The organism is Bacillus cereus group sp. MYBK108-1, assembly GCF_051917185.1.
Classification (GTDB): Bacteria; Bacillota; Bacilli; order Bacillales; family Bacillaceae_G; genus Bacillus_A; species Bacillus_A cereus.
This window is the reverse complement of record NZ_JBQAHZ010000011.1, coordinates 59442-83859: the sequence shown is the minus strand read 5'-3', so window position 1 is coordinate 83859 and position 24418 is coordinate 59442. Positions and strand designations below refer to the sequence as shown.

The window sequence follows — 24418 nt, the reverse complement described above, 5'->3', positions numbered from 1 at the left end:
TAAAAATTATAAAAAGAGAAACAGTGATGAATTTTACATAACTTTTACATATATACACTGTTCTTTACAATTGGAGTAAATCCTCTACAATTGCTCCGTCTGTTTCACCTAAGTGTAAACCGAGTAGTCTAGCGATAGTTGGACCTTCATCAATAAGTCTCATATACGGGACGGTAACGCCACTTTTTATTCCTTTCCCAGCAGCGATAAAAATTGTTTCATAGTTAGGTTTTGTTGGAGAGTATCCATGCGTACCAAATGTATATTTTTTACTAGGCGTAACATCTTTTGCAGTAATTTCTTTTATAAAATCTCCTGTATAGTTTTCAGTGAAATAATACCCCTCTTGTGCTTCTAACATAAATAAACAATTACCGTCTGCACCGCAGTCTTTCGCAGCTTCATCATGAAGTATAAATTCAATTCCGTTTTGTTTATTTTGAAGTAGTTCTTCAAGGAGTAGTTGTACCTCCCGAATTGTATCCGTATCATTTTTGTCCTTTACATATATATAGGCAGAGCCGTCGCAACTTTGGCAATAGGCTTTCCAGTCTACTAATTTTCTTTTTTTATTAAGAGATATAAGTCCTCTTTGATGGAATAGCACATTTAATTGTATGGATTTGTTTTCACTTAAAGCGCTATGATCACCAAGGGCAATAATTGTACTTTCTTCGTATAAGTCACTTTCTTTTAGTGCTTGAATAATTTTCCCTAGACGTTCGTCGTGTCTCTGGATAGCAGCTATTGTTTCGTTAGATTCAAAGCCGTGATAGTGTCTTTGTGTGTCTAGATCGGTGAAATGTACGAACATGATATTAGGCTTTTTCGTCTGGATTGTATGCACAGCAGAGGCGAGGACGAAATCATCCAGCTCTGGTTGTGATAAACCATTTCTTATATGGCCGAAACGACGATTTAAATCTAATTGGTATAGTGGGCTACCGCTAAATAAGGAAACTAACACTTGATTTTGCCAAGGTCTATTTGGAAAAATTTCTGGTAAATTGTAATCGATGTTCGCTCTTCCAGTAACAGGCCATAGAAGGGCAGCTGTCGTTAAATTTGCTTTGCGCGCTTCATCATACAATGTTGTTCCTTTTATTGATTTTCGGTACCAATGCCAATCAGGTGATTCACGCCCTGGTTGAAGTAACGTATTGCTAACAACACCGTGCTTGTTAGGGTAATTACCGGTTACGATTGTTGAGTGGCTTGGATATGTTACAGAAGGATAAATTGGTTCTACTTTTTCGACAACCGTGCCCTTTTTTATTAGAGATTGGAAATGAGGTAGTTTTTGTAGTATAGGAAAATCTAAAGCTGATAAACAGTCGAATGATAAAATAATGACATGGTTTGTTAATGCTTTATCCATAAAGTTCCCTCCTGATTATATAAAACCTATTCTTATATATTACTATTAATACCTAGTAATAAAAATATATTTTTATGTGAAAATTTATTATTTATTTTCAGAAAAATTAAACATATAATTAAGTATAAGGGAATCTATGGAAGGAGGAAACACTATGGATTGGTTAGATGGATTTGGTATCTTTTACATCATTGGCGGAATCACGATTATCCTTGTATTTGCTATTTCATATTTACTAAAGAAACGGTTTCCAGACAAACAGTTCGATATTATATTTGCACTTAGTTTAATACTTCTTTGCTTAGCGTCCTTTCCCGTTACAATGATTGTTATTGGTGGGTGGGAAGGAATGGGATATGGATTTATTGGTTTCTTCGTCCTACTTGGTACACTTATCGGTATGATTGCACATCAACTTGTGAAAATTACGCGGAAAAGCTACGTATAAAACTGCAAAAAATGAAAAGAATATATAAAAATAAGAAAATTAGCTATTGTTTTAAAAAAGAATTTGTATTATGATAATCAACAAATTTATTTCGTTATAACGATGAAAAAGGACTAGTACATGTTCAACCTTTTTAGCAGAGAGAGAATCCGTCAGGCTGAAAGATTCTTAAAAAGGCAATATGGAACCTGCCTTTGAGTTCTGCATATGCAGCGGGAATTTCCCGTTATCAAAAAGAGAGCATGCGCAATTTTTGTGCATGAATCAGGGTGGTAACGCCGACAAAGCTCGGTCCCTATTTAGGGACGCGGGCTTTTTTGTATTTTCTAGAAGGAGGAAGACTGACTATGGCAAAAGAACAAGTGCAAGCCATTACGAAGATGGAAGAGGACTTTGCGCAGTGGTATACCGATATTGTAAAAAAAGCCGAACTTGTTGATTATTCAAGTGTAAAAGGATGCATGATTTTACGTCCGTATGGTTATGCCTTATGGGAGAATATGCAGAAGGTGATGGATGAGAAGTTAAAAGAAACTGGCCATGAAAATGTATATATGCCAATGTTTATCCCAGAGAGTTTATTGCAAAAAGAGAAGGATCATGTTGAAGGATTTGCTCCTGAAGTAGCATGGGTTACGCATGGTGGAGATGAAAAGTTAGCGGAAAGACTTTGTGTACGTCCTACATCTGAAACTTTATTCTGTGAGCACTTTTCAAAAATTGTGCAATCCTATAATGATTTGCCAAAGTTATATAATCAGTGGTGTTCAGTAGTTCGTTGGGAGAAGACAACTAGGCCGTTCCTTCGTACGACTGAATTTTTATGGCAAGAGGGTCATACAATCCATGAAACGGCAGAAGAATCGCAGGCTGAAACATTAAATATTTTAAACTTATATGCTTCTTTCTGTGAGGATTATTTAGCAATACCAGTTATTAAAGGACAAAAAACAGAAAAAGAGAAGTTTGCTGGAGCAAAGGCAACTTATACAATTGAAAGTTTAATGCATGATGGAAAAGCACTTCAAACAGGAACCTCTCATAACTTTGGGACGAATTTCTCAGAAGCATTTGATATTAAGTTTTTAGATCGTAACGGTAAGTGGCAATATGTGCACCAAACATCTTGGGGTGTATCAACAAGAATGATAGGCGGGCTAATAATGGTTCATAGTGATAATAATGGACTTGTAATGCCACCAAAAGTCGCTCCAGTGCAAGTTGTTATTGTACCAATTGCTCAGCATAAAGAAGGAGTTTTAGCAAAAGCAACAGAGTTACAAGCACATATTCAAAAGGTTGCACGAGTAAAAATAGATGCTAGTAATAAAACACCAGGCTGGAAATTTAATGAGTATGAAATGAAGGGGATTCCAATTCGATTAGAAGTTGGCCCTAAAGATATTGAAAAGAATCAAGTTGTACTTGTAAGAAGAGATACGAAGGAAAAAGAGTTTGTACCAATGGATCAATTAGAAGAACGTATTCCAGCATTACTTGAAGAAATTCATATTGCTTTATTTAATAAAGCAAAAGCATTTCGCGATGAGAATACGTATGCTGTGACAAATTTCGAAGAGATGAAAAAAGTAGCTGACGAAAAGCAAGGCTTTATTAAAGCGATGTGGTGCGGGGAATTGGCTTGTGAAGAGAAACTAAAAGAAGAGGTGGGAGTATCTTCACGTTGTATGCCTTTTGAGCAAGAGCATTTAGTTGAAGAATGTATTTGTTGTGGTAAAGAAGCTAAACAAATGGTGTATTGGGGAAAAGCATATTAATACTCTTTTGATAGGGGATAAAAAGGACTTTGGGCTGCATAATAAAATGCAATCCAAAGCCCTTTTTGGTTTTATACAGTATTTCATGTACTTTTTAGATGGAAGGATGTTGTTCTTATTTTACGTTTTTACGACGAATAAACAGTAACATACCAATTAGGAATGTTGAAAGCCCCATTAAAATAGATATAGGGTAATGCGTTGCAGTATTAGGTAATTTATCACCTTGTTTTTTCGTATTATCTTTTACATTACCCCCTTGAGAACTGCTATCACCTTTAACACGATTGCCCCCTTGAGAGCCATTGCCGCCAGAACCGTTACCACCAGAACCGTTACCGCCAGAACCATTGCCACCAGAGCCATTGCCGCCAGAACCGTTACCGCCAGAACCATTGCCACTAGAGCCATTGCCGCCAGAACCGTTACCGCCAGAACCATTGCCACCAGAACCGTTACCGCCGGAACCATTACCGCCAGAACCGTTGTCACCAGAGCCACTGCCGCCAGAACCATTGCCACCAGAACCATTGCCACCGGAACCGCTGCCGTCAGAGCCACTACCACCAGAACCGTTACCGCCAGAACCGTTACCGCCAGAACCATTGCCACCAGAACCGTTACCGCCGGAACCATTACCGCCAGAACCGTTGTCACCAGAGCCACTGCCGCCAGAGCCGTTGCCACCAGAACCATTGCCACCGGAACCGCTGCCGTCAGAGCCACTACCACCAGAACCGTTACCGCCAGAACCATTGTCACCAGAACCAGTATCGTCCTGAGAACCGTTATTTCCTGGAGGTATATTATTATCCTTTGAGTTTCCTTCTGCAAAATGATCGCTATTTTGTACAATAGCGTTTGTTAATGGCTGGAAATTTTCAGTTGTAGCATTACCGATATTTAAACCGCTAAAAAAAGATAAAGAGAGTGTTGATGCTAAAATGAAGATTTTCGTCATGGTTTTCCTCCTAAGAAATTAATGTTCCATCTAAAATACATCCCTTTGTAATATTTCTTAGGAAAAAGAGTTTTATGCAAAAAAAACTATATATAGAAAAAGGTGGTGTATTTGTCAAAGCAGAAAAGAGTTAATGTAGATTTCCTACAAATAGTAGAGGGGGAGAATTTACATTCATAACGGTAGAGGAAGTGGCAGCAGATGAAAGAGTATATAGCGTTTGATATTGGCGGTACGCAAATTAAGTATGGTATTGTTTCAGAAATAGGGAGAGTATTAAAGCGTCAAACAGTTGCAACAGAAATTCATTTAGGCGGAGAACAAATTATTCAAAAACTTATATATGTATCCAAAAAAATAATGAATGAACATACTATTACCGGAATCGGTATTAGCACTGCGGGAATTGTTGATATTAATAAAGGAATTGTGACGGGAGGTGCGGATCATATTCCGGGATATAGTACTATTCCTATTATTGATAGATTGCAAGAGATATTAAAAGTTCCAGTATCGATTGACAATGATGTGAATTGTGCAGCGTTTGGAGAAAAGTGGAATGGTAGTGGAAGAGAGAAAGATAACTTTATTATGCTCACCCTTGGAACAGGGATTGGGGGAGCAATTTTTATAGATGGAAAATTGTACCGAGGACATTCATTTAGTGCTGGTGAATGGGGGAATATGTTAATAGAAGGAAAAACGTTTGAAGAGGTTGCTTCGATTTCAGGATTAATTCGACTTGTAAGCAAATATAAAGGCAAAGGCAAGTGGAATGGGAAAAGAATTTTCGAGTTGTATGATAAAGGAGATCGGGAAGTTGCTCAAGCAGTTGGGATTTTCTTTAAACATTTGGCAATCGGAATTAGTAATCTTGCTTATATTTTTAATCCAGAAACGATTATTATTGGTGGAGGAATTACTGATAGAGGAAATGAGTTTTTAAAAGAAGTAAAAGAAGAGGTCAGTAAATACTTAAATCAAGAGATTTATAATAATTGTGAGATTGAACTTGCGCAAAACGGTAATTGTGCAGGAATGATTGGTGCTATTTACCACTTCTTACATCATCATAAGTAAATTATATGAATGTTTTCATATAACTGAGAATTTATCCTTTTTATCGCTAGGTAAATAATGCTACAATATAAGAGAAGAATACAATATTTTCCGATTCGGAAAATGCTTTGTAGAAAGGGAGAAACTTCATGCCTATTATTTTAGAAAAAGGTCAAAAGATCGATTTAACGAAAGGACAACCAAAAGTAGCGAAACTACAGGTTGGCTTAGGCTGGGATCCAATTGGGCAATCAGGTGGATTTCTGTCTTCATTATTTGGAAGTAAACCAAATGTAGATTGTGATGCATCTGTTGTTATGTTAGAAGGAGATCGTTTTTTAAACAAAAATGATTTAGTTTACTTCGGAAATAAACTTTCTACTTGTGGTAGTATTATTCATTCAGGAGATAATTTAACAGGTGAAGGCGCTGGTGATGACGAAACAATTTTCGTAGAATTACATAAAGTTCCAAGCCGTATTAATCGTTTAGTATTCGTTGTAAATATTTATGACTGTGTAAATCGTCGTCAAGATTTCGGGATGATTCGTAATGCATATATTCGTATTCAAAACCCGCAAACTGGTGAAGAATTAGCACGCTATAATTTATCGGATAATTATGCTGGCAAAACAACTCTAATTGCAGGTGAAATGTATCGTCACGGAAGTGAATGGAAGTTTTCAGCAGTTGGAGAAGGCACGCAAGATAAAAACTTAAGTGAGATTGTATCACGTTATCAATAAAATAAACGAGGAGGAATTGTATATGGCATCAATTTCATTGAAAAAGGGACAAAAGGTAGACTTAACAAAAACGAATCCAGGTCTTTCGAAAGTTCTTGTAGGACTTGGTTGGGACACGAATCGTTATGACGGACAAAACGATTTTGACTTAGATGTTAGTATTTTCTTAGTAGGCGCGAATGGTAAAGTTTCAGGAGCTGAAGATTTCGTTTTCTATAATAATCCAAAAGGTGCGAATGGTGCTGTAGAGCATTTAGGAGATAACCGCACTGGTGAAGGTGAAGGCGATGACGAAGCGATTAAAGTAGATTTGAAAAATGTTCCTGCTCACATCGAACGTATTTGTTTCACAATTACAATTTATGATGGAGAAGGCCGTAGCCAAAACTTCGGACAAGTTTCTAATTCTTTCGTACGTATTCTTGATGAAGAAAAGAATGCAGAATTAATTCGTTACGATTTAGGAGAAGATTTCTCTATTGAAACAGCCGTAGTAGTAGGTGAATTATATCGTCATGCAGGTGATTGGAAATTCAATGCAATCGGAAGTGGATTCCAAGGTGGATTAGCGTCTCTATGTAATAACTTTGGTTTAGATGTAGAGTAATAGATTTGATTTATATATCCATCGGTGAAATGTATGTTTACTGATGGATATATTTTTAAAGATAAAAATATAGAGGTGAATATAGATGGTTATTCAATTACAAAAAGGCCAGAAAATCGATTTAGGTAAGACAAGCCCTGGTTTAACAAAAGCAGTAATTGGTCTTGGATGGGATATTAAATCTTATGACGGCGGAGCCGATTTCGATTTAGATGCATCTGCCTTTTTATTAGATGCAAACGGAAAATGTACGAAGGAAACTGATTTTATCTTCTATAATAATTTACAGTCTCCTTGTGGATCTGTTTTACATACAGGAGATAACCGTACAGGTGAAGGTGAAGGTGACGATGAGCAACTTGTTGTGGACTTGAAGAAAGTTCCAGCAGATGTGCACAGAATTGCTATTACAGTTACGATTTATGATGCAGAAGGCCGTAGTCAAAACTTTGGGCAAGTAGGAAATGCGTTTGTTCGTTTAGCGAATGAAGAAACGAGTGAAGAAGTTCTTCGTTTTGATTTAGGGGAAGATTTCTCCATCGAAACAGCAGTTGTCTTTTGTGAATTATACCGTCATAATGGACAGTGGAAGTTTAATGCAGTAGGAAGTGGATTCCAAGGTGGTTTAGGTGCGCTTGTAAGAGCGTATGGCTTGGATGCATAGAAAGGAAACGATATTCGTTTCCTTTTTTTGACCTTTCTATAAATCTAGCAAAGAATAGGGGATAAAGGTAAGATGAGTATTTTGCAAGGAATCCTTGATACGTATGCTCAGTTTTTCGACTTGGACATGTGGATTAAAGTGTTGCAGGATCCAGTATCTTGGGGATTAATTGGTACACTTGTTGTACTTGAAGGATTATTATCTGCTGATAACGCACTTGTGTTAGCGGTAATGGTAAAACATCTTCCGGAAGAAAAACGTAAAAAAGCATTATTCTATGGACTTATTGGAGCTTATGTGTTCCGCTTTATTGCGATTGGAATCGGAATGTTCTTAATTAAATTATGGTGGGTAAAACTTCTTGGTGCACTTTACCTTGCTTGGTTATCAGTAAAATACTTTATTGATAAGCGTAAAGGTGCAAGTGAAGAAGACGAAGCTCACGGTATGAATCAAAATAGTATTCTCTTTAGAATGTTTGGTGTCTTCTGGGGAACAGTTGCGATGGTTGAATTAATGGATATCGCATTCTCTGTAGATAGCGTACTTGCTGCATTTGGTGTATCTAATGAAGTTTGGATTTTACTATTAGGCGGAATGCTAGGTATTTTAATGATGCGCGGTATTGCTGGTGTATTCTTAAAATTGTTAGAGCGTATTCCAGAGCTTGAAACGACAGCATACATTTTAATCTTAATTATTGCAGCAAAAATGTTACTGTCTTTAATCGAGATTGAGATTAGTCATACACTATTCTTTATTATTTTAGTTGTAGCATTTGGAGCAACATTTATACTTCACTACATGAAGAATTCTGGACAAGCTAGAGAAGAAGTTGCAGCTACTAAAGAAGACAATAAATAATTGAAATGGGTTTGCTCGTTTTGCGAGCGCCCATTTTTTATAACCAAAAATAGTTTATAATAGAAGAAGGACTTAGAAAAAACGTAAATGTTTTTGGAGGTGAACTGTTGTGTTTTCACGTTTTACACTTCAACCATATGCATTAAAAGATGAATCAGATTTAAAGCAATTTGAAACGCTTTTAGAAAAACGCCCACAATATGAGCTGACAGAGAATGAGATGAAATTTAGTTATATAGCATGTCGAATCCTTGGTGTTCCTAATGATGTAGATGAATATTTTAATGAACTGTTTGATTATAGTGAAGCGAAAGGAATCGAAGTTTTACACGAACAAAATTTAAACAAAGTGATTGATTCGGAAAAGCTTCGTCATATTCAAGAAGTGTTCGGATTACATCAAGAAGCACCAAATGGTCTGACAGTAAATAGGCTAGTTGCACACTTATCTGGGAAACAACTTTTACCGAAAGTAGACAATCCTGATTTACAGCATTACATACATACGACGTTTATTTCACTATTGAAATTATATGAGAAGCAACATAATCAGTCGTTAAAGACAGAAGGCTTCCGTCGTTTCTTAATCGACATAATTAAACTAAGCGAAAATTACGTAGCGAAGTGGTTCTCTACGATTAATTATAAGAAACAAATGCCGCGTATCATTTGGTACGGTGATGCACAGGAAAGCCGTATATATTTCTTATACTTTCTTATTATGCTCGGTTGTGATGTGCTTTATTATCACCCAGAAGGAAAAGATGGATTTGAAAATATTGATGAAGAGGGAAGAACTTTTGTTGTATCTCATTCAAGTCGCATTTCGCTTGAACCATTCCCTGATCGTCGCCGTGAGCGTGTTGCAACAGTAGCGTATCAAGCTTCGAAAGAAATTGAACAAGTACTTCACCACGATAATTCACTGCTGTACAAGCCGTGGCAATTCCGTTCCTATACGCCTGTAGCTCGTACGTTAAAAACGACATATGATGAACTCTTTTTAATTACGAAAGAAAAGGCATTTGTACGCCCAACATTCTTTGTTGAAAATAAACATATTTATATTCCTTCTTTATTTGCGAAAATATCAGGCGTTTCAAAGAATGATAAAGAATATTTTCAACGATTAAAGGCTGTTACATCATTTGATAACAGTTTATTAATTAATACATTCCCGTTTACGAAAGAGCAAAAAGCAAACTTCCAATATCATTATCGAGATGCATTGGACCGAGCTGGAAAATTGCATCCTGATCTAATTATGAATAGCCATTGGTGGCCGCATAAGCGTTTACCGGAAGGTTTACAGCATGGAATTGCAGAAGCGATTATCCATACGTGTGAAAGTGAAATGTGTAAACCAATTGCGAAAGAGACGAAACAAGATGTAGCGCTATATGTTTTCGCGCAACTTTCTCAAATACCACCGAATATTTTAGAACAGCTTGAGAAATTTGATTATTCACAAGATATACCGAAAATTGTTATATTTAATAATGAGAAGAGCGGAGAATTAACTCGTTCTGATGCTGTTTTATTACTATTTTTGAATCAAATTGGAGTAGATGTATTCCATTTCAATCCAACGGGAAGAAACGATATTGAACCGTATATTGAAGCGGGGGCATTTGATTCACATTGGCTTGAAGAGGTTAATTTCGATCTTGAGTTTCATGGTTCATCAGCCTATAAAAATTTATCACAAACAATAAAAGGACTATTTCGTCCATTTTTATAAGGAAAGGGAGAATACCATATGAATAACCCAGTCGTACTAGATCCGAAAACAGAATTAAATGAACAAACAGCACAAGATGTTCGCTTACAACTTAGACAAGATGCGGATGTACAACGTATTTATAATGCGGTAGATATTAAAGATCAATTAGAATTAATTGAACTTGGAAAAGAACCTTCTATGGAAATTTCACGTTTTGCTGATCAAATTTTACATACAATGTCATTATCAAAGATAGAAGATTCTGGTGAATTATTAAAACAGCTTGGTAAAATTATGGACCGATTTGATAGTAAAGACTTTGCGGAAGAAAAAAGTGGTTTCTTCTCACGTATGTTCAAAAAAGCGGATAAAATGATAGAACAAATCTTTAGTAAATATCAAACGATGGGCCGCGAAATTGATAAAGTTTATGTGGAAATTACGAAGTACCAAGATGAGATGAAAAAATCAATTGGTACGTTAGATGGCTTGTATGAGCAAAACTTAAAATATTATTTAGACTTAGAGAAGTACGTAGTAGCAGGAGAAATGTTATTAGAGCGTTTAAATACAGAGTTAGTTCCGATGTATGAAGAGCGTGTACGTAATAATGATCAATTAGCAGGTATTGAATTAGAGTCGCTTAAAAACTCTGTTGAAATTTTAGAACAGCGTATTGACGATTTAGAAAAAGCACGTATGGTTGCGTTACTTACAGCACCACAAATTCGTATGATTCAACGTGGTAATAATAAATTAATTGGTAAAATCAATACAGCATTTATTACAACGATTCCTATCTTTAAAAATGGTATCATTCAAGCGGTAAATGCCAAGCGCCAAAAGCTTGTTGCAGATTCTATGGCTGAACTGGATCGCCGTACAAATGAATTACTTAAGAAAAATGCACAAAATATCGCAACGCAAAGTGTAGAAGTAGCGAGATTATCAGGTTCTTCTAGTATTAAGATGGAAACACTTGAGGAAACTTGGAACATTATTTCAAGAGGTATGCAAGAAACACAACAAATTGAAGAACAAAATAAACGTGAGCGTGAAGAAAGCCGCAAGCGTATGGCTACATTAACAGAGAATATCAAAAAAGAATTACAAGGATAAAGTGAAACTTTAATCAGTGGAGTTTTGTTCATCACCACCGATTATTAGCCTTCACCAATTGGACATTTATGGGCAGTTAATCCATCACCTAACTTCTTTGCTCAAACTGAATTTTGAGGTGGGAGTTTTACTGCACGGAAAATAGTAGGATAAATGAAAAGGCAATGAGGAATATTCCTCATTGCCTTTTAGTTTTTCTTCACTAATTTAATGATTTCATTCACAACAAGCGGAATGATACTTAATAAGAGAACAAATCCCCAATCTCGCATCGTTAATGCATGTACACCGAATATATTTGCAAGGGGCGGGATGGAGATGATACAAACTTGCATAAGAACACCGATAAGGAGGGAGAAGACTAAATATTTATTTGTAAAGATCCCAATTGAAAAAATCGATTTCGTTCTTGAACGCAAGTTAAATGAATGAACGAGCTGAGAAAAACTAAGAACGACAAATGCCATCGTTTGAGCATGTAATAGAGCATCGTCATCAATTCGCTCTGGGAAAAGAGGGAATAAATTTGTATCTCCAGTATAGAATTTTGCTCCGGCGATAAAAGCTATTAGCGTTAAAAGTCCAATGACAACTCCATTGAAAATCAGGAAAGGAACGCTGCCGCTAAATAAGCTTTCTTTTGCATGTCGTGGTTTTTCCTTCATCACATCTGGGTCTTCAGGATCAACCCCAAGTGATAATGCAGGCAGTGTATCTGTAATTAAATTCACCCACAAAATGTGAATAGGTCGTAGTGGTGTCGCCCAGCCGAGTAAAATGGCTAAAAATAAAGCGATAATTTCTCCGAAGTTACAAGAGAGTAGGAAGAGAATTGATTTTTTTATGTTGCGATAAATATTTCTACCTTCTTCAACGGCTTTCACAATAGATGAGAAATTATCATCTGTTAACACGACATCTGCTGCCCCTTTTGCAACGTCTGTTCCTGTAATGCCCATCGCTACGCCAACATCAGCTTGCTTTAAAGATGGTGCATCATTGACACCGTCACCAGTCATAGAAACGATATTTCCTTTCGCGCGTAATGCCTTTACAATTTTCACTTTATGCTCAGGAGAGACTCTAGCGAATACATTTAAATGATTAATTTTGCTAGCTAGTTCTGTATCAGAAACGTTATCTAATTCAGTTCCAATCATAATTTCCGATATTTCTTCAGCAATGCCAAGTTCTTTGGCAATTGCAAAGGCGGTATCTTTATGGTCACCAGTAATCATAACTGTGCGAATACCGGCTTTTTTACATTCTTTAATTGAATCTTTCACTTCAGTTCGTGGTGGATCAATCATACCGACAAGACCAATAAAGATAAGATTTTCTTCAAGATGATTTATATCCACATCGTTTGAATCGTATTGTTTAAATGCGAATGAAAGTACTCTTAAAGCTTCTTGAGACATTGATCCGGCAGCTTCTAATATTTGATTTTTATCAGAATCAGTTAAAATCTCGATTTTGCCGTTTTTAAAAATATGGGTACATCGAGGTAAGAGCTTATCAATAGCGCCTTTCGTCATGCTATAGTAACTTTCATTGTACATATGTACGGTTGACATCATTTTACGATCTGAATCAAAAGGTACTTCGTTAACACGTTCATGTATTTTTTCTAAACGATCTTTTTGCATGTTAAAAGTGGTTCCAGCAACGAGAAGTGCAATTTCAGTCGGGTCTCCCGTTTGTGATTCGTTATTGTAAGACGCATCATTACATAGCACCATATTTTCTAACAATAGACGTTGCGCATCATTATTTACATTTAAACTTTCTAAGCGATCGTATGTGTTATCACTATAAAAGTGAGTAACGGTCATTTTATTTTGCGTTAACGTACCTGTTTTATCTGAACAAATAATTGTGACAGAACCGAGGGCTTCAACAGCTGGTAGTTTCCGAATGATAACGTTTTGTTTAATCATACGTTGCACACCAATTGCAAGAACGATGGAAACGATAGCTGGCAAGCCTTCTGGAATAGCTGCGACAGCTAAACTAATAGCAGTCATAAACATTTCTAATGTATCCCGTCCTTGTAAAAAACCGATGAGAAACATAACGATACAAATAGCTACAGCGACAAAGCCTAAATATTTTCCGACTTGTGCTAAGCTTTTTTGAAGTGGTGTCATATCATCGTCTGCTTCATGTAAAAGGGTAGCAATCTTACCAATTTGTGAGTTCATTCCAGTTTCAACAGCAACACCGACGCCTCTTCCATATGTGACAAGAGTAGACATAAAGGCCATGTTTTTTTGATCGCCGAGTGGTACTTGCTCATCACTTCGCATAGAAGGGTGGTAGATTGCATCTTTATCAACAGGGACAGATTCACCAGTTAGAGCAGATTCTTCAACTTTTAAATTTGCGGTTTCGATAAGGCGTAAATCGCACGGGATATATCGTCCGGCGTCGAGCATAACGATATCCCCTGGAACGACGTGCTCAGATGGAATTTCTTTTAGTTCACCATTTCTCTTGACGATAGCTTTAGGTGTTGCCATCTTTTTCAATGCTTCTAAAGCTTGTTCTGCTTTCGACTCTTGGACAACACCGATAACAGCATTTAAAACTACAACGAGTGCGATAATACTGGCATCTGCCCATTCACCTACAAAGGCAGAAATAAGGGCAGCAATAATAAGGACATATACGAGGACGTCATTAATTTGGGCGAAAATACGCTGCCATAAAGTGCGTTTTTGTTTTGTAGCTAATTCATTAGAACCGTATTGCTTTAAACGTTCACTTACAATTTCTTCTGTTAAACCGTTTTGTTCGCTTGTTTCTAGGTCAATCAATGTTTGATCTTTCGTCTTACTGTACCAATTGCCCATAAGTAAGCACCTCCAGTAAAAACAGTTAGCAATGGTAGTGTTGCTATTATTTGTGAGTAGTATGTATGGAGAAAAAATCTAAGATGAGGTTCTACTTCTATTGTACAATATTTTACAGTTGGTTGAGGGAAAGAGAAGAGTTGTCATGAATTTGTTGTAAATAAAAAAGAGCCTCATATAAGAGAGGCTTTTTTACTTTTTAATTAATGTACCTAATTCTTCTGTAATAGCTTGCATTTCACTAATGCTGAATGTTTCGCGTTTCATAACATGATCATAAATGTCACGTAAATCTTCGTACATTTCTTCATTAAAGCTAGCAGCTCTCATCGCTCCAGCATTAACCATACGTAATTTTTCTTTAATAGCTTCGACCATATATTCAACGTTTTCTTCTGACTTTACGGATAAATCCACCGAAGTGTCCCCCTTTAAAATAACATAAGGCTATCTTAACATTTTTTATCATTTTCGTTAATGAATCTTTTCAATCCCATTAAATTAGTAGGGATTTCCTTTATATTTAATAATTGGTTGTTTATACTATAAGTATATATTAAGAAATGCACCAAGAAGGGAAGAAACAAAAATATGGTTCAAGTATTGTTTGTTTGTCTTGGGAACATTTGCCGTTCTCCGATGGCAGAAGCGATTTTTCGAAATCTTGTCGTAAAAGAGGGACTTGAAGAGAAAATTGTCATTGATTCTGCAGGAACTGGAGATTGGCATGTTGGCCATCCGCCACATAAAGGAACACAAAAAATTTTAAAAGAAAATGCAGTCACTTTTGAAGGAATTAAAGCAAGGCAAGTAGAAAAAGAAGACTTAACAAAGTTTGATTATATTATTGCCATGGACAACAAGAATATAGCAGATTTAAAAAGTTTAGGTAAAACTGGAGGCTATATTGGTAGGCTGTCCGACTTTGTTCCAGACGGTGGCTGGACAGACGTTCCTGACCCTTACTATACAGGGAATTTCCAAGAAGTATATGACCTTGTAACAGAAGGGTGTGCAAAGCTATTAGCTTTCATTCGAAATGAACAAGGAATATGAGGAAGCTTAGAAAGAAATACTTTCTAACATAAGAAATGAAAGGGTGAAGGAATATGGCAAAGAAAAATAATATTGCTCGAAACATTGCGATTGGTGTAGCTGCAGGTGTAGCTGTATCCATGTTAAAGAAAGAAAACCGCGAAAAAGTAAAAAATACAGCAGAAAAAGCAAAAACAAAGATGATTGAAATTGGTGAAAATGCAAAGATCAAAGAAAAAGTGCAAACTGTTACAGATAAAGGACGCGAACTTGCTGATTTCAATGTGGTAAAAGCGAAAGTAGCAGAAATTAAAAAATTAACGCCATCTGTTGTAGAGACGTTAAAAGAAACGAAAGAAATTTTTAGTAAGAAAAAAGTTGAGCCAGAAGAAAAGCCAGAAACGATTGAAATTCAAGCTGTATCTCCAAAGGTAGATGAGTTGAAAGTAGAAGAAGAGCCAATAGTTGCTGAAGATGGTGGTATGAAAGAAGCGCGTGAATTATTTATGAAAGACTCAAATGCAGTGGAAAAAAAAACTGAAGCGTACATTGAGTTAAAGCAAGATAAAGAAGAGAAGAAAAGCGTTTAAACATATATGAGAAAAATTTTAGAAAAGGTGAGAAGAAATCGTACTTATTCGTTTGGTAAAGATTTATATGACCGGACGATGCGCGATGATGTAGCGGGCTTGGCAGCACAGCTCGCTTATTTCTTCTTGCTTGCAATTTTTCCTGGGCTCGTTTTCTTAATTACGCTTCTTGGATTTATTCCCATTCAAACAGAGGATGTGCTTAGTTTATTAGAGGTTTATGTACCAGATGATGCAATGAACTTAATTGAGGTAAATGTAGATAAAGTTGTAAACCAGCAAAATGGTGGTTTATTATCATTTGGTTTATTATCCATGTTATGGTTTGCCTCAAATGGTGTTAATGCGGTTATGAATGCTTTTAACCGCGCTTATGACGTGAAGGAAACACGTTCTTTTATTACAACAAGAGCGTTATCAATTGTGTTTACATTAGCTATTATTTTTATGATTGTCTTTGCGTTAATTGTTCCGGTATTCGGACAAGTTATTGGAGCAGCAGTGTTTAAAGCACTCGGTTTATCAGATAGTTTTTCTTTCGTATGGAGCATTACACGATTAGTAGCGAGTTTCTTCGTGCTATTTGCTTTGTTTAGTTTCTTATATACATTTGCACCAGATCGAAAGTTAAAAAGAAGAGAAGTTATTTCAGGGGCGTTATTTGCTACTGTAGGGTGGATTGTAGTATCGTACTCATTTGCTTATTATGTAGATAAGTTTGCGAATTACGCTAATACATATGGTGGTCTCGGTGGTATCATTATTTTAATGTTATGGTTTTATTTAACTGGATGGGTAATTTTACTTGGCGGCGAAATTAATGGTTTACTCCATCATTATAGGACGGGTGACAATAATTCCCGTAATGAAAAGTGACTTCTTGTTCCATAATAATAAGGAACAGGGGGGATATTTCATGAGTAATAATAAAAAGAATCACAACAATAAAAATAACAATAAACAAAAGAGCAGTTCGCATCCAAAGCATAAAACGAGTAGCAGTGCGAACGGTCATAATAGCTATCATTAAAAAAAACGGGTCCTCTATGAGGGACCCGTTTTATTTACTTCCTTTTAATAATCGTAAGCCATTCAAAATGACAAGAATCGTACTTCCTTCATGGCCAATAACACCGAATGGAAGAGCTAAAAATTGCAAGAAGTTTGAACAAATTAGCATGGCAATAACGGCTAGCGAAAAGATTACGTTTTGCTTCACAATACGGTTCATTCGTTTTGATAGACGGATCGCTTGAGAAAGACGAGATAGTTCGTTCTTCATCAGTACAACATCCGCAGTTTCTAAAGCTACATCTGTTCCTTCTCCCATTGCGACACCAATGCTAGCAGCAGCTAGTGCAGGTGCATCATTTATACCGTCTCCGACCATTGCTACTGTACCGTATTTTTCTTTTAACTTTTTAATCGTTTCAACTTTTGTTTCTGGTAAGCATGATGCGTAATATTCCTTTATATTACTTTCAGAGGCAATTGCTTTTGCCGTTTCTTCATTATCTCCAGTAATCATAATTGCTTCGACACCAATGCTTTGTAAATCACGAATAGCAGCTATTGTTTCTTGGCGAAGCGTATCTTTTAAAGCGATAAGTCCAAGAATGCCTCCCTCATCACTAATATAAACGACAGTTTTACCTTCCTTTTCAAGTGAGGCAGAAATACCATTATGAAATGTTTTTGTTTCTTCACCGATAAAATCAGCTTTACCTATTTTATAAGCGTTGTTTTCGAATATTCCTTTTAGCCCAAAACCAGTTACATCTTCAACCTTTTCTGGTTTTTTTAATGTAATGTCGTACGCATGTTGTGCATATTTAACAATAGATTCAGCCAAAGGATGTGTAGAGTGACTTTCAATTGATGCTGTAATAGAAAGTACTTCTTTTTCTGTCATATTTTCTCGAACATATATATCTGTTACGGTAGGTTTTCCTTCTGTTAATGTTCCTGTTTTATCAAAGGCGATTGCTTTTACTGAAGCGAGACGTTCTAAATGTATGCCACCTTTAAAGAGAATCCCATTTCTTGCTCCGTTAGAAATGGCTGATAACGTTGCTGGTGTAATGGCAGCAACGAGTGCACAAGGAGATGCGACTACAAGTAAGATCATAGCGCGATAAAACGTTTCATTCCAGCTCCAGTCAAGTAAGAAATGAGGAACGAACATCATAAGCGCAACAACGAGTAGTACACCTTTTACGTATGTTCCTTCAAACTTTTCGATGAATAGTTGTGATGGTGATTTTTCACTTTGTGCACTTTGTACGAGACGGATAATCTTTTGGAATAATGTTTGATCGCTCGGCTTCGTAATTTTAACTTCGATAGCACCACGTAAATTTACAGTACCTGCAAATACTTCATCGCCATATCTTTTCTCATTTGGAATAGGTTCTCCCGTGATTGCTGCTTCATCGATATTTGTTTCACCGCTATGAATCGTACCGTCAGCAGGAACACGTTCACCTGGTTTAATTAAAATAATGTCGTTAATTTGTAACTCTCCAACAGGAATACGTTCCTCTGTTCCGTTGGAAATGCGTAATGCTTCTTCGGGTTGTAAGTCAAGAAGAGCGGAAATTTCTTTTTGGCTCTTACTTAATGTATAAGATTCCATAGCACCGCTGAGCGCAAAGATGAAGATTAAAATAGCCCCTTCTGCCCAGTAGCCAATAATTGCAGCACCGATAGCTGCAAAGAGCATTAGCATTTCAACATTTAGCTCTTTTTCTTCAATCGTATCTTCAATGCCTTCTTTAGCTTTTGCATATCCACCAACTATATAAGCAAGGATATAGCAAGTAATACCTACATTCATTGCATCGTTCTTTGTGAATAGCCAGCCAGCTAAAATAAAAATACCAGATGCCACTGCAAATACAAGTTCATAATGTTTTTTTAATGTGTCCCATAAAGAGGGATGAGAAATTGTTTCTTTTGCGTGTAACGTTTTTACTTCTGAGTTCATTACTACTCGCTCCTTCCGAATTCTTATTGAGAAAAATAATCAAAATCGAAACCCCTATAAAACGACGAAAGCTGCCATCCATAATGGATAGCAGCATTTCTGTTGAATCTGTTTTTAATAGTTATTATGTTGTAATTATTCTATAGTATATCATATGTTTTTATGAGATGGTACGGTTTTGTTTCAAGTATAAACGGAAAACTTGTGTTTTCGCAATTCCTTTGGTATATATGAATATTGTTCATAAAAAGGTCGGAAAGGAAGACAACAAGTGAAGACAGAGAAATTTTTTACCCATCCGATTGGCGTATTTATTGCTGCAATAGTAGCAACTTTTTTATGGGGAAGCGCATTTCCTTTTATTAAGTTAAGTTATGCTGAACTTGGAATTCAACCACAAGAAGTTGGAGAACAAATATTATTTGCCGGTTATCGTTTCTTGTTATCTGGAGTCATGCTCTTATTATTCTTTAAAGTGTTAGGAAAAGATATGAGCTTCAAAAAAGGAACGGGGAAACAGTTAATACAAATTGGTTTATTCCAAACGTTTCTTCAATATATCTGTTTTTACATTGGAATGAGTTATAGTTCAGGAATTGAAGGAGCTATCATTTCAGGGACATCATCATTCTTTCAAATTTTACTCGCCCATTTTTTATATAAAGATGATGCTCTCAATATAAGAAAAATAATTGGGGTATCGATTGGTTTTTGTGGCGTCATTTTAGTAAATGTGCCGAGTGATGGTAGCTTATCATTTCATTTTGGAATCGGAAGCTTATTACTTCTTAGTGCAGCAATGCTGTATTCATATGGAAACATATTAGCAAAAGAAGGTAGTAAAACATTAGATGTTGGCTATATGACAGCATACCAAATGATGTTTGGTTCTATAGGATTATTATGTATAGGGGCTTTACAAGTTGGAGTCATGCCATTTACATTTAGTCTACATGCACTACTTATGCTGATTTATTTATCTTTCTTATCTGCAGCTGGTTTTTGCATTTGGAATACAATTATGAAGTACAACAAGGTTGGAAAAGTATCTATGTATATGTTCTTTATACCCGTATTTGGTGTGTTATTATCGAGCATGATTTTAGGTGAAGCAATTCATTCATTTGTGCTACTCGGTTTAGCATGTGTAGCCGCGGGAATTATTGTGGTAAATCGAACGCCAGCTAAGCAAAAAATGGAGCAAGAAAAACAAGTAGCATAGAGAGCAGAAAAGCGATTACAATGGAAGAACAGTACTGTTCTTCTTTTTTTCATAGAAAAAGGATAATAGACTAAGTGTAACGAAAAAAGATACAAAAAGCATTTATTGAGGAGAACATGTTATGAATCTACTTTACGTGGTGTTAATTGGGCAAATACTTCTTTTTTTAATTGGTGCAATTTATGCAATGCGGCAGACAAAAAGAACGAAAGATAATATGCCGTTACCTTTAGTAATCCGTCTTATTCTTAGTTTTTCTTTAACAGGTAGTGCAATTTGGATATGGTTACAAGATCCATCTGTAGAGTATAGTACGTGGGTTGCACTTGGTATGACTTTATCGACTGTGGGAGATTTGTTTATGGCTGGGCTGATTCCAATTGGTCACAGGTTAATTGGAGGGATGGTTACTTTCGCTCTTGCTCATTGTTTTTATGTAAAAGCATTTTTGCAAACAGGAATTTCGTGGAATGGTTTTTGGATTGGTTTACTCGTATATGGGCTCTTTCTAATTGTAGGATGGTTCTTCTTTATCCGAAATGATAAACAGGATAAATTGTTTACGATAGGAGCTCTAATTTACGGATTGTGGGTTGGAGGAATGGCTTGCTTTGCATTCGCCTTATATTATGAAAATACAGGGATATGGTGGATACCAGCGTTTGGTGGTTTACTATTTGTGATTTCTGATTTTATTATTGGCGTGACAGATATCGGAGGGCGTAAATTGAAGTATGAGCCACTTTGGATTTGGTTTACATATGTAGCTGCTCAAATGTGTATTGTATATGTGGGATTATAAAAAGATACTCTCAAAATAGTGAATAGACTATTTTGAGAGTATCTTTTTTGCTTGTTTAATTTGATCAGTATTACCATTTTGAAATTTCTAATATTATAATTTTATAATTCAGAATTTTGTAGAAAAATATCGGTTGTATTATTTATAATAAAAGTAAAAAGATGATGAGATGGTGAAATGATGCAAAAGAAAAAACGTTGGCGTGAATTCTTTGGAACTATTGCAATTGCATGTTTATTGGTGTTTTTGGCGAAAATTTTTGTGTTTTTTCCGACGACTGTAAAAGGAGCATCCATGAGGCCGACGTTGCAAGATGGAGATAAGGTGATTGTTAATAAGCTAGCAAAACAATTTGAAAGCTATGGGAGAGAAGATATTATTGTTATGAAAACAGATAATTTTTATGTCAAAAGAGTGATTGGATTACCTGGAGATATAATTGAGATGAGAAATGATCAATTATATGTAAATTCTGAAGTGAAAGATGAAGGGTATTTGGATAGTAATAAAAAACAAGCAGAAAAAAAACTTATGAATTTAACAGAGGACTTTGGACCAATTACAGTTCCCGAAAATAAGATTTTTGTTATGGGAGATAATCGCTTAATAAGTAAAGATAGTAGAAATGGTTTAGGTTTTATTGATAGAGAAGATGTGTTAGGAAAGTTAGCAGGCATTTATTATCCTTTTGAACATATGAAAATAATAAAGTAAAAAACCAAGCAAATTTTAGTTTGCTTGGTTTTTTTGGTTAAACAGTAGGAGATTCGTTTGATACAAAAATATCTTCATGTTTCTTTGTAGTACTTAAAACGAATTTATGTTGTAGCAATTGTAGTTTAAATAACGCCAAAGGATCATGATATGTTTCTGGATTGCTTCTTAGCGTTGCTAATGTTTGCTCGTCTTCCTTTATCTCAAGTTGAGCTGCATCTACATTTTGTTTCAATATATTAAGTGGATCTTTGAAGAACATCATGATATCACGTTCTAATGCACCTTCAAATACTTCAAATTGAAGGAAGAATTGTTTTGAAATTGTGTGAGCAATTTCTGTATAGTCTTCTGTTTCAATATATTGTTTATATTTGTTGGCGAGCATAGATTGGTTTTTTTGCATATTACCAAATAATTTTCCGGCACTTTTTAAGAAAAACTGTGTCGGTGTAAAGCGTAATAAAATATTGATGTTCGTTACTGTAATTCGATTTGTCATTCGTACAACATCTCGATTCCAATCATCTAATAATTTGAAATCGCAAGGAAGTTTCATACGTTCTTCTTTATATAATTTATTAAACGTTTCACTCATTTCATCTAAATAAGCTTGAGCTTGAATAAATTCATTATGTGCTGTTTCAATCCATTCTTGAATAGACCCAGTAAATTTAGGAAGAAGTACCTGTTGTACATGCTTTTGAACTCGTTCATTCATTGCAGCATTTAATTCTTCATGAACTAATTTGAAATCACTATCTTCTTGAACAAGATCAGAGCAGCTCTGTAATAATTCAGGAATTTGAGAATGTATATCTCGTGTAATTTCTTCTTTCGTTAAAAGATAGGATTCGGTAATAGAACGAATTTTATCTTTTTCAAGAGCAGTAAGGTTATTAATAAATCCAGTAAGTTTCACTGAGATGTGTTTATTCCAGCGTACGGATTTTACTAATGTATTTTCTAATTCCACACGTTCATTTATGAGATAAGCAATTGTCTTTTGCGTAAACCATATTAGCTTTTCTATACGTTCTTTTTCTATATCGCGTTTTGCAAGATTAGAAAGAATAGATTCTGTTACATCTCCAAGTTGCTGGCTACTCTCTTGCGAAGGAGAGTATGGGAAGAATTGTGCATCTGGAAAATGTACTTTAAGTTTACTAATTAGTTTTTCATCAGTAGTCGTATTATTTGTGTGTGATACGAAGTGAATTTGTAAGTTTGGTACTTGTTCACGTAAATAAATTAACGTATCAATTTCTTGACTATGCAATGGTGAAGAAGAATTTAATACGTATACAAGGCTATCTGCTGCTTGTAAGTATTCAAAGTATGCATTGTTTTTATCCAATTGTCCTTGAATAGATGGTGTAATAAGAAATGTAAACTTATTTTTTCTTAAAAACCTACTTGGTAGCTTAATTTCTATACATTTTTTCTCAAGTTCTGACTGAGCAGATGTAGCCGTTATTTGATGGAATTCATCAAGGTTAGGGATATTTCTTATATCTAACTCGGTAAATTCTGTTATTTCAGTTTGACTAGCGTCTTTAAATAGAATAGGAGTTGTTAAAGTTTCAGTTAAGATGTTCTCTCCCAATATTGAATTAACAAATGATGTTTTATCATGGTCACTAGTTCCAGCTATTAGTATTGGTGTGACATTTAAATCACATAGTTCATGGACGAGTAGCGTAAATTGATGACTTAAATCTACATCATTTTTCTCAGCCCATACAGCGATTGTTTCGAATAAATGAGAAACTGTTTCCATATTTACATCTGCTTCAGCTGATGTATTAGAAAGTAAGGATCCAGCACTTTTTACGAGTAATGATTCTAAAGTTGTAGGTGAGACTTCATTCCATGCTAACACTGCTGCAGAGACAACTAGAGAATCTTTTGCTTTCGTTAAACTGAACCAATTTGTTAATAAATTTGGTACAAGTCCGTTTAATTCATGCATAAAATGATTTCCGGTAATTAATGCAAAGTATGTTTCTTGGTAGCGAGTAGAGATTTCATTCCAATCGTCATTATTGTCTGTTTCAATATGCAAGAATAAATGATTAATACTTTGAATCCAAGGAAGGTATAAGGATTCATGTTGATAGCTATTCCAAAGAGCAATAACAAGTTCTTTAAATTGAGCTTGATCAACAGCATATAGAGCTTTTAAAGACTCATAGAAATATTCAGGCTTAATATTTTTTGTAAATCCTTTGTTTATGTAAGTTATTAACGTATCAAACCAGTGTAAAGATTGTGTTCGGATACCTTCTTGAACAGCTAGTTCGATAGCGTTGTTCCAATCTTCTTGTTTTTCATAGAAAGAACGTGCAATTGCAGTAATATTTGGGTAATCCGGTTGGAATGCAACAGCTTCACTAATCGTCTTAAAAGCGAGTCCTAAACGATCTTGTTCGATATAAAGAGAAAGAAGTTGTAAGGAAACCTCCATCGTAAGAGTCGTATCTTCCGTTTGAATAGATTGATAAATTTCTTCTGCCTTTGGTAAGAATCCTAGTTCAAAATAAGCATCTGCAATATTTTTTGTCGCCCAAAGTGCAAGAGCATTATTTACTTTTTCCCATTTAAATATAGCTGCTTCAAAATCTTTATTTTGATAATAAAATTCACCTTGAGCAAATCGAATATTAGAAATGTTGGAGAATTCATTTTTAGATTCATTTATATATGCTTCACCGAGTACTTCCGATGCAGGAGTAGAAGTTTCTTCTGTTAAAAATGTTTTATAGTAAACTTTTTGAATAAATTGATTTTCAATGGTCATGTTCGTTCCCCCCTGTATAATTTAGAAAAATGATGTTGTATGTAAAAGGGTGTATGTTCTTTTAATA

Annotated in this window: 21 protein-coding genes and 1 other annotated feature; of the genes, 15 read left to right on the top strand and 6 right to left on the bottom strand. The window is 35.5% G+C overall.

Annotated elements, in window-relative coordinates:
- Positions 1-64: 64 nt before the first annotated feature.
- On the bottom strand, positions 65-1378 hold the full coding sequence (locus ACTFSL_RS16765; RefSeq protein ID WP_440042080.1) for an alkaline phosphatase family protein: 1314 nt from the start codon (positions 1376-1378) through the stop codon (positions 65-67).
- A gap of 154 nt (positions 1379-1532) precedes the next feature.
- On the opposite strand from ACTFSL_RS16765, the gene ACTFSL_RS16760 reads away from it, so the two are divergent.
- Together ACTFSL_RS16760 and proS are read left to right on the top strand one after the other, a co-directional pair.
- Positions 1533-1826 (top strand): YesK-like family protein, encoded by a 294-nt coding sequence (locus ACTFSL_RS16760; protein ID WP_000383850.1) that lies wholly within the window; start codon positions 1533-1535, stop codon positions 1824-1826.
- Between the two features lie 93 nt (positions 1827-1919).
- Positions 1920-2126: a binding site (T-box leader), on the top strand.
- 47 nt (positions 2127-2173) lie between these two features.
- Positions 2174-3604, top strand: a complete 1431-nt coding sequence (gene proS, locus ACTFSL_RS16755) for a proline--tRNA ligase (RefSeq protein WP_440042078.1) — start codon at positions 2174-2176, stop codon at positions 3602-3604.
- 115 nt (positions 3605-3719) lie between these two features.
- Here proS and ACTFSL_RS16750 read toward each other — a convergent pair whose 3' ends face one another.
- Entirely contained in the window at positions 3720-4565 is an 846-nt protein-coding gene (locus tag ACTFSL_RS16750; RefSeq protein ID WP_440042077.1) for an LPXTG cell wall anchor domain-containing protein, read from the bottom strand.
- 201 nt (positions 4566-4766) lie between these two features.
- On the opposite strand from ACTFSL_RS16750, the gene ACTFSL_RS16745 reads away from it, so the two are divergent.
- The 7 genes from ACTFSL_RS16745 (at position 4767) to ACTFSL_RS16715 (ending at position 11347) form a co-directional block, all read left to right on the top strand.
- Positions 4767-5645, top strand: a complete 879-nt coding sequence (locus tag ACTFSL_RS16745; protein ID WP_000666120.1) for an ROK family protein — start codon at positions 4767-4769, stop codon at positions 5643-5645.
- Positions 5646-5773: 128 nt separating this feature from the next.
- The gene (locus ACTFSL_RS16740; RefSeq protein WP_001121586.1) at positions 5774-6370 is read left to right on the top strand and encodes a TerD family protein; all 597 of its coding nucleotides are present in this window, start codon (positions 5774-5776) and stop codon (positions 6368-6370) included.
- A gap of 22 nt (positions 6371-6392) precedes the next feature.
- A complete protein-coding gene (locus ACTFSL_RS16735) occupies positions 6393-6977 on the top strand; it encodes a TerD family protein (protein WP_000146726.1) in 585 nt (194 codons plus the stop codon).
- 85 nt (positions 6978-7062) lie between these two features.
- Entirely contained in the window at positions 7063-7641 is a 579-nt protein-coding gene (locus ACTFSL_RS16730; protein ID WP_000236643.1) for a TerD family protein, read from the top strand.
- 72 nt (positions 7642-7713) lie between these two features.
- A complete protein-coding gene (locus ACTFSL_RS16725; protein WP_000025704.1) occupies positions 7714-8505 on the top strand; it encodes a TerC family protein in 792 nt (263 codons plus the stop codon).
- A 109-nt stretch (positions 8506-8614) separates the two neighbouring features.
- Complete coding sequence (locus tag ACTFSL_RS16720) at positions 8615-10246, top strand: YceG family protein (RefSeq protein WP_440042075.1); 1632 nt, start codon at positions 8615-8617, stop codon at positions 10244-10246.
- Between the two features lie 18 nt (positions 10247-10264).
- Positions 10265-11347 (top strand): toxic anion resistance protein, encoded by a 1083-nt coding sequence (locus ACTFSL_RS16715; protein WP_001064409.1) that lies wholly within the window; start codon positions 10265-10267, stop codon positions 11345-11347.
- Positions 11348-11535: 188 nt separating this feature from the next.
- On the opposite strand, the gene ACTFSL_RS16710 is transcribed toward ACTFSL_RS16715, so the two are convergent.
- Positions 11536-14202, bottom strand: coding sequence for a cation-translocating P-type ATPase (locus tag ACTFSL_RS16710; RefSeq protein ID WP_440042074.1), 2667 nt, complete (start codon positions 14200-14202; stop codon positions 11536-11538).
- Positions 14203-14394: 192 nt separating this feature from the next.
- Positions 14395-14619, bottom strand: a complete 225-nt coding sequence (locus ACTFSL_RS16705; RefSeq protein WP_000366196.1) for a DUF1128 domain-containing protein — start codon at positions 14617-14619, stop codon at positions 14395-14397.
- A 174-nt stretch (positions 14620-14793) separates the two neighbouring features.
- Between ACTFSL_RS16705 and ACTFSL_RS16700 the strand changes: the two genes are divergently transcribed.
- The 3 genes from ACTFSL_RS16700 to ACTFSL_RS16690 are packed head-to-tail and all read left to right on the top strand — an operon-like array spanning position 14794 to position 16703.
- A complete protein-coding gene (locus tag ACTFSL_RS16700) occupies positions 14794-15258 on the top strand; it encodes a low molecular weight protein-tyrosine-phosphatase (protein WP_000250916.1) in 465 nt (154 codons plus the stop codon).
- A gap of 53 nt (positions 15259-15311) precedes the next feature.
- A complete protein-coding gene (locus ACTFSL_RS16695) occupies positions 15312-15827 on the top strand; it encodes a DUF4075 domain-containing protein (RefSeq protein ID WP_001085389.1) in 516 nt (171 codons plus the stop codon).
- A gap of 6 nt (positions 15828-15833) precedes the next feature.
- A complete protein-coding gene (locus ACTFSL_RS16690) occupies positions 15834-16703 on the top strand; it encodes a YihY/virulence factor BrkB family protein (RefSeq protein WP_001226537.1) in 870 nt (289 codons plus the stop codon).
- A gap of 184 nt (positions 16704-16887) precedes the next feature.
- On the opposite strand, the gene ACTFSL_RS16685 is transcribed toward ACTFSL_RS16690, so the two are convergent.
- Positions 16888-18813, bottom strand: a complete 1926-nt coding sequence (locus ACTFSL_RS16685) for a heavy metal translocating P-type ATPase (RefSeq protein WP_440042073.1) — start codon at positions 18811-18813, stop codon at positions 16888-16890.
- A gap of 271 nt (positions 18814-19084) precedes the next feature.
- Here ACTFSL_RS16685 and ACTFSL_RS16680 point away from each other — a divergent pair, with 271 nt between their 5' ends.
- From ACTFSL_RS16680 to lepB, 3 genes are all read left to right on the top strand, one after another.
- Complete coding sequence (locus tag ACTFSL_RS16680; protein WP_000845696.1) at positions 19085-20035, top strand: DMT family transporter; 951 nt, start codon at positions 19085-19087, stop codon at positions 20033-20035.
- A 121-nt stretch (positions 20036-20156) separates the two neighbouring features.
- Positions 20157-20837, top strand: a complete 681-nt coding sequence (locus ACTFSL_RS16675; protein WP_001051082.1) for a lysoplasmalogenase — start codon at positions 20157-20159, stop codon at positions 20835-20837.
- 177 nt (positions 20838-21014) lie between these two features.
- A complete protein-coding gene (gene lepB, locus ACTFSL_RS16670; RefSeq protein WP_098389480.1) occupies positions 21015-21551 on the top strand; it encodes a signal peptidase I in 537 nt (178 codons plus the stop codon).
- A gap of 37 nt (positions 21552-21588) precedes the next feature.
- Here lepB and ACTFSL_RS16665 read toward each other — a convergent pair whose 3' ends face one another.
- Positions 21589-24351 (bottom strand): tetratricopeptide repeat protein, encoded by a 2763-nt coding sequence (locus tag ACTFSL_RS16665; RefSeq protein ID WP_000151418.1) that lies wholly within the window; start codon positions 24349-24351, stop codon positions 21589-21591.
- Positions 24352-24418: the final 67 nt, after the last annotated feature.

What these genes read in the sequence shown, in the direction of transcription:
- ACTFSL_RS16665 (WP_000151418.1), bottom strand. Translation starts at nt 24,351, where the DNA reads ATGACCATTGAAAATCAATTTATTCAAAAAGTTTACTATAAAACATTT.
- ACTFSL_RS16725 (WP_000025704.1), top strand. Translation starts at nt 7,714, where the DNA reads ATGAGTATTTTGCAAGGAATCCTTGATACGTATGCTCAGTTTTTCGAC.
- ACTFSL_RS16740 (WP_001121586.1), top strand. Translation starts at nt 5,774, where the DNA reads ATGCCTATTATTTTAGAAAAAGGTCAAAAGATCGATTTAACGAAAGGA.
- ACTFSL_RS16750 (WP_440042077.1), bottom strand. Translation starts at nt 4,565, where the DNA reads ATGACGAAAATCTTCATTTTAGCATCAACACTCTCTTTATCTTTTTTT.
- ACTFSL_RS16675 (WP_001051082.1), top strand. Translation starts at nt 20,157, where the DNA reads ATGAATCTACTTTACGTGGTGTTAATTGGGCAAATACTTCTTTTTTTA.
- ACTFSL_RS16745 (WP_000666120.1), top strand. Translation starts at nt 4,767, where the DNA reads ATGAAAGAGTATATAGCGTTTGATATTGGCGGTACGCAAATTAAGTAT.
- ACTFSL_RS16695 (WP_001085389.1), top strand. Translation starts at nt 15,312, where the DNA reads ATGGCAAAGAAAAATAATATTGCTCGAAACATTGCGATTGGTGTAGCT.
- ACTFSL_RS16700 (WP_000250916.1), top strand. Translation starts at nt 14,794, where the DNA reads ATGGTTCAAGTATTGTTTGTTTGTCTTGGGAACATTTGCCGTTCTCCG.
- ACTFSL_RS16760 (WP_000383850.1), top strand. Translation starts at nt 1,533, where the DNA reads ATGGATTGGTTAGATGGATTTGGTATCTTTTACATCATTGGCGGAATC.
- lepB (WP_098389480.1), top strand. Translation starts at nt 21,015, where the DNA reads ATGATGCAAAAGAAAAAACGTTGGCGTGAATTCTTTGGAACTATTGCA.
- ACTFSL_RS16690 (WP_001226537.1), top strand. Translation starts at nt 15,834, where the DNA reads ATGAGAAAAATTTTAGAAAAGGTGAGAAGAAATCGTACTTATTCGTTT.
- ACTFSL_RS16765 (WP_440042080.1), bottom strand. Translation starts at nt 1,378, where the DNA reads ATGGATAAAGCATTAACAAACCATGTCATTATTTTATCATTCGACTGT.
- ACTFSL_RS16735 (WP_000146726.1), top strand. Translation starts at nt 6,393, where the DNA reads ATGGCATCAATTTCATTGAAAAAGGGACAAAAGGTAGACTTAACAAAA.
- ACTFSL_RS16715 (WP_001064409.1), top strand. Translation starts at nt 10,265, where the DNA reads ATGAATAACCCAGTCGTACTAGATCCGAAAACAGAATTAAATGAACAA.
- ACTFSL_RS16685 (WP_440042073.1), bottom strand. Translation starts at nt 18,813, where the DNA reads ATGAACTCAGAAGTAAAAACGTTACACGCAAAAGAAACAATTTCTCAT.
- ACTFSL_RS16730 (WP_000236643.1), top strand. Translation starts at nt 7,063, where the DNA reads ATGGTTATTCAATTACAAAAAGGCCAGAAAATCGATTTAGGTAAGACA.
- ACTFSL_RS16710 (WP_440042074.1), bottom strand. Translation starts at nt 14,202, where the DNA reads ATGGGCAATTGGTACAGTAAGACGAAAGATCAAACATTGATTGACCTA.
- proS (WP_440042078.1), top strand. Translation starts at nt 2,174, where the DNA reads ATGGCAAAAGAACAAGTGCAAGCCATTACGAAGATGGAAGAGGACTTT.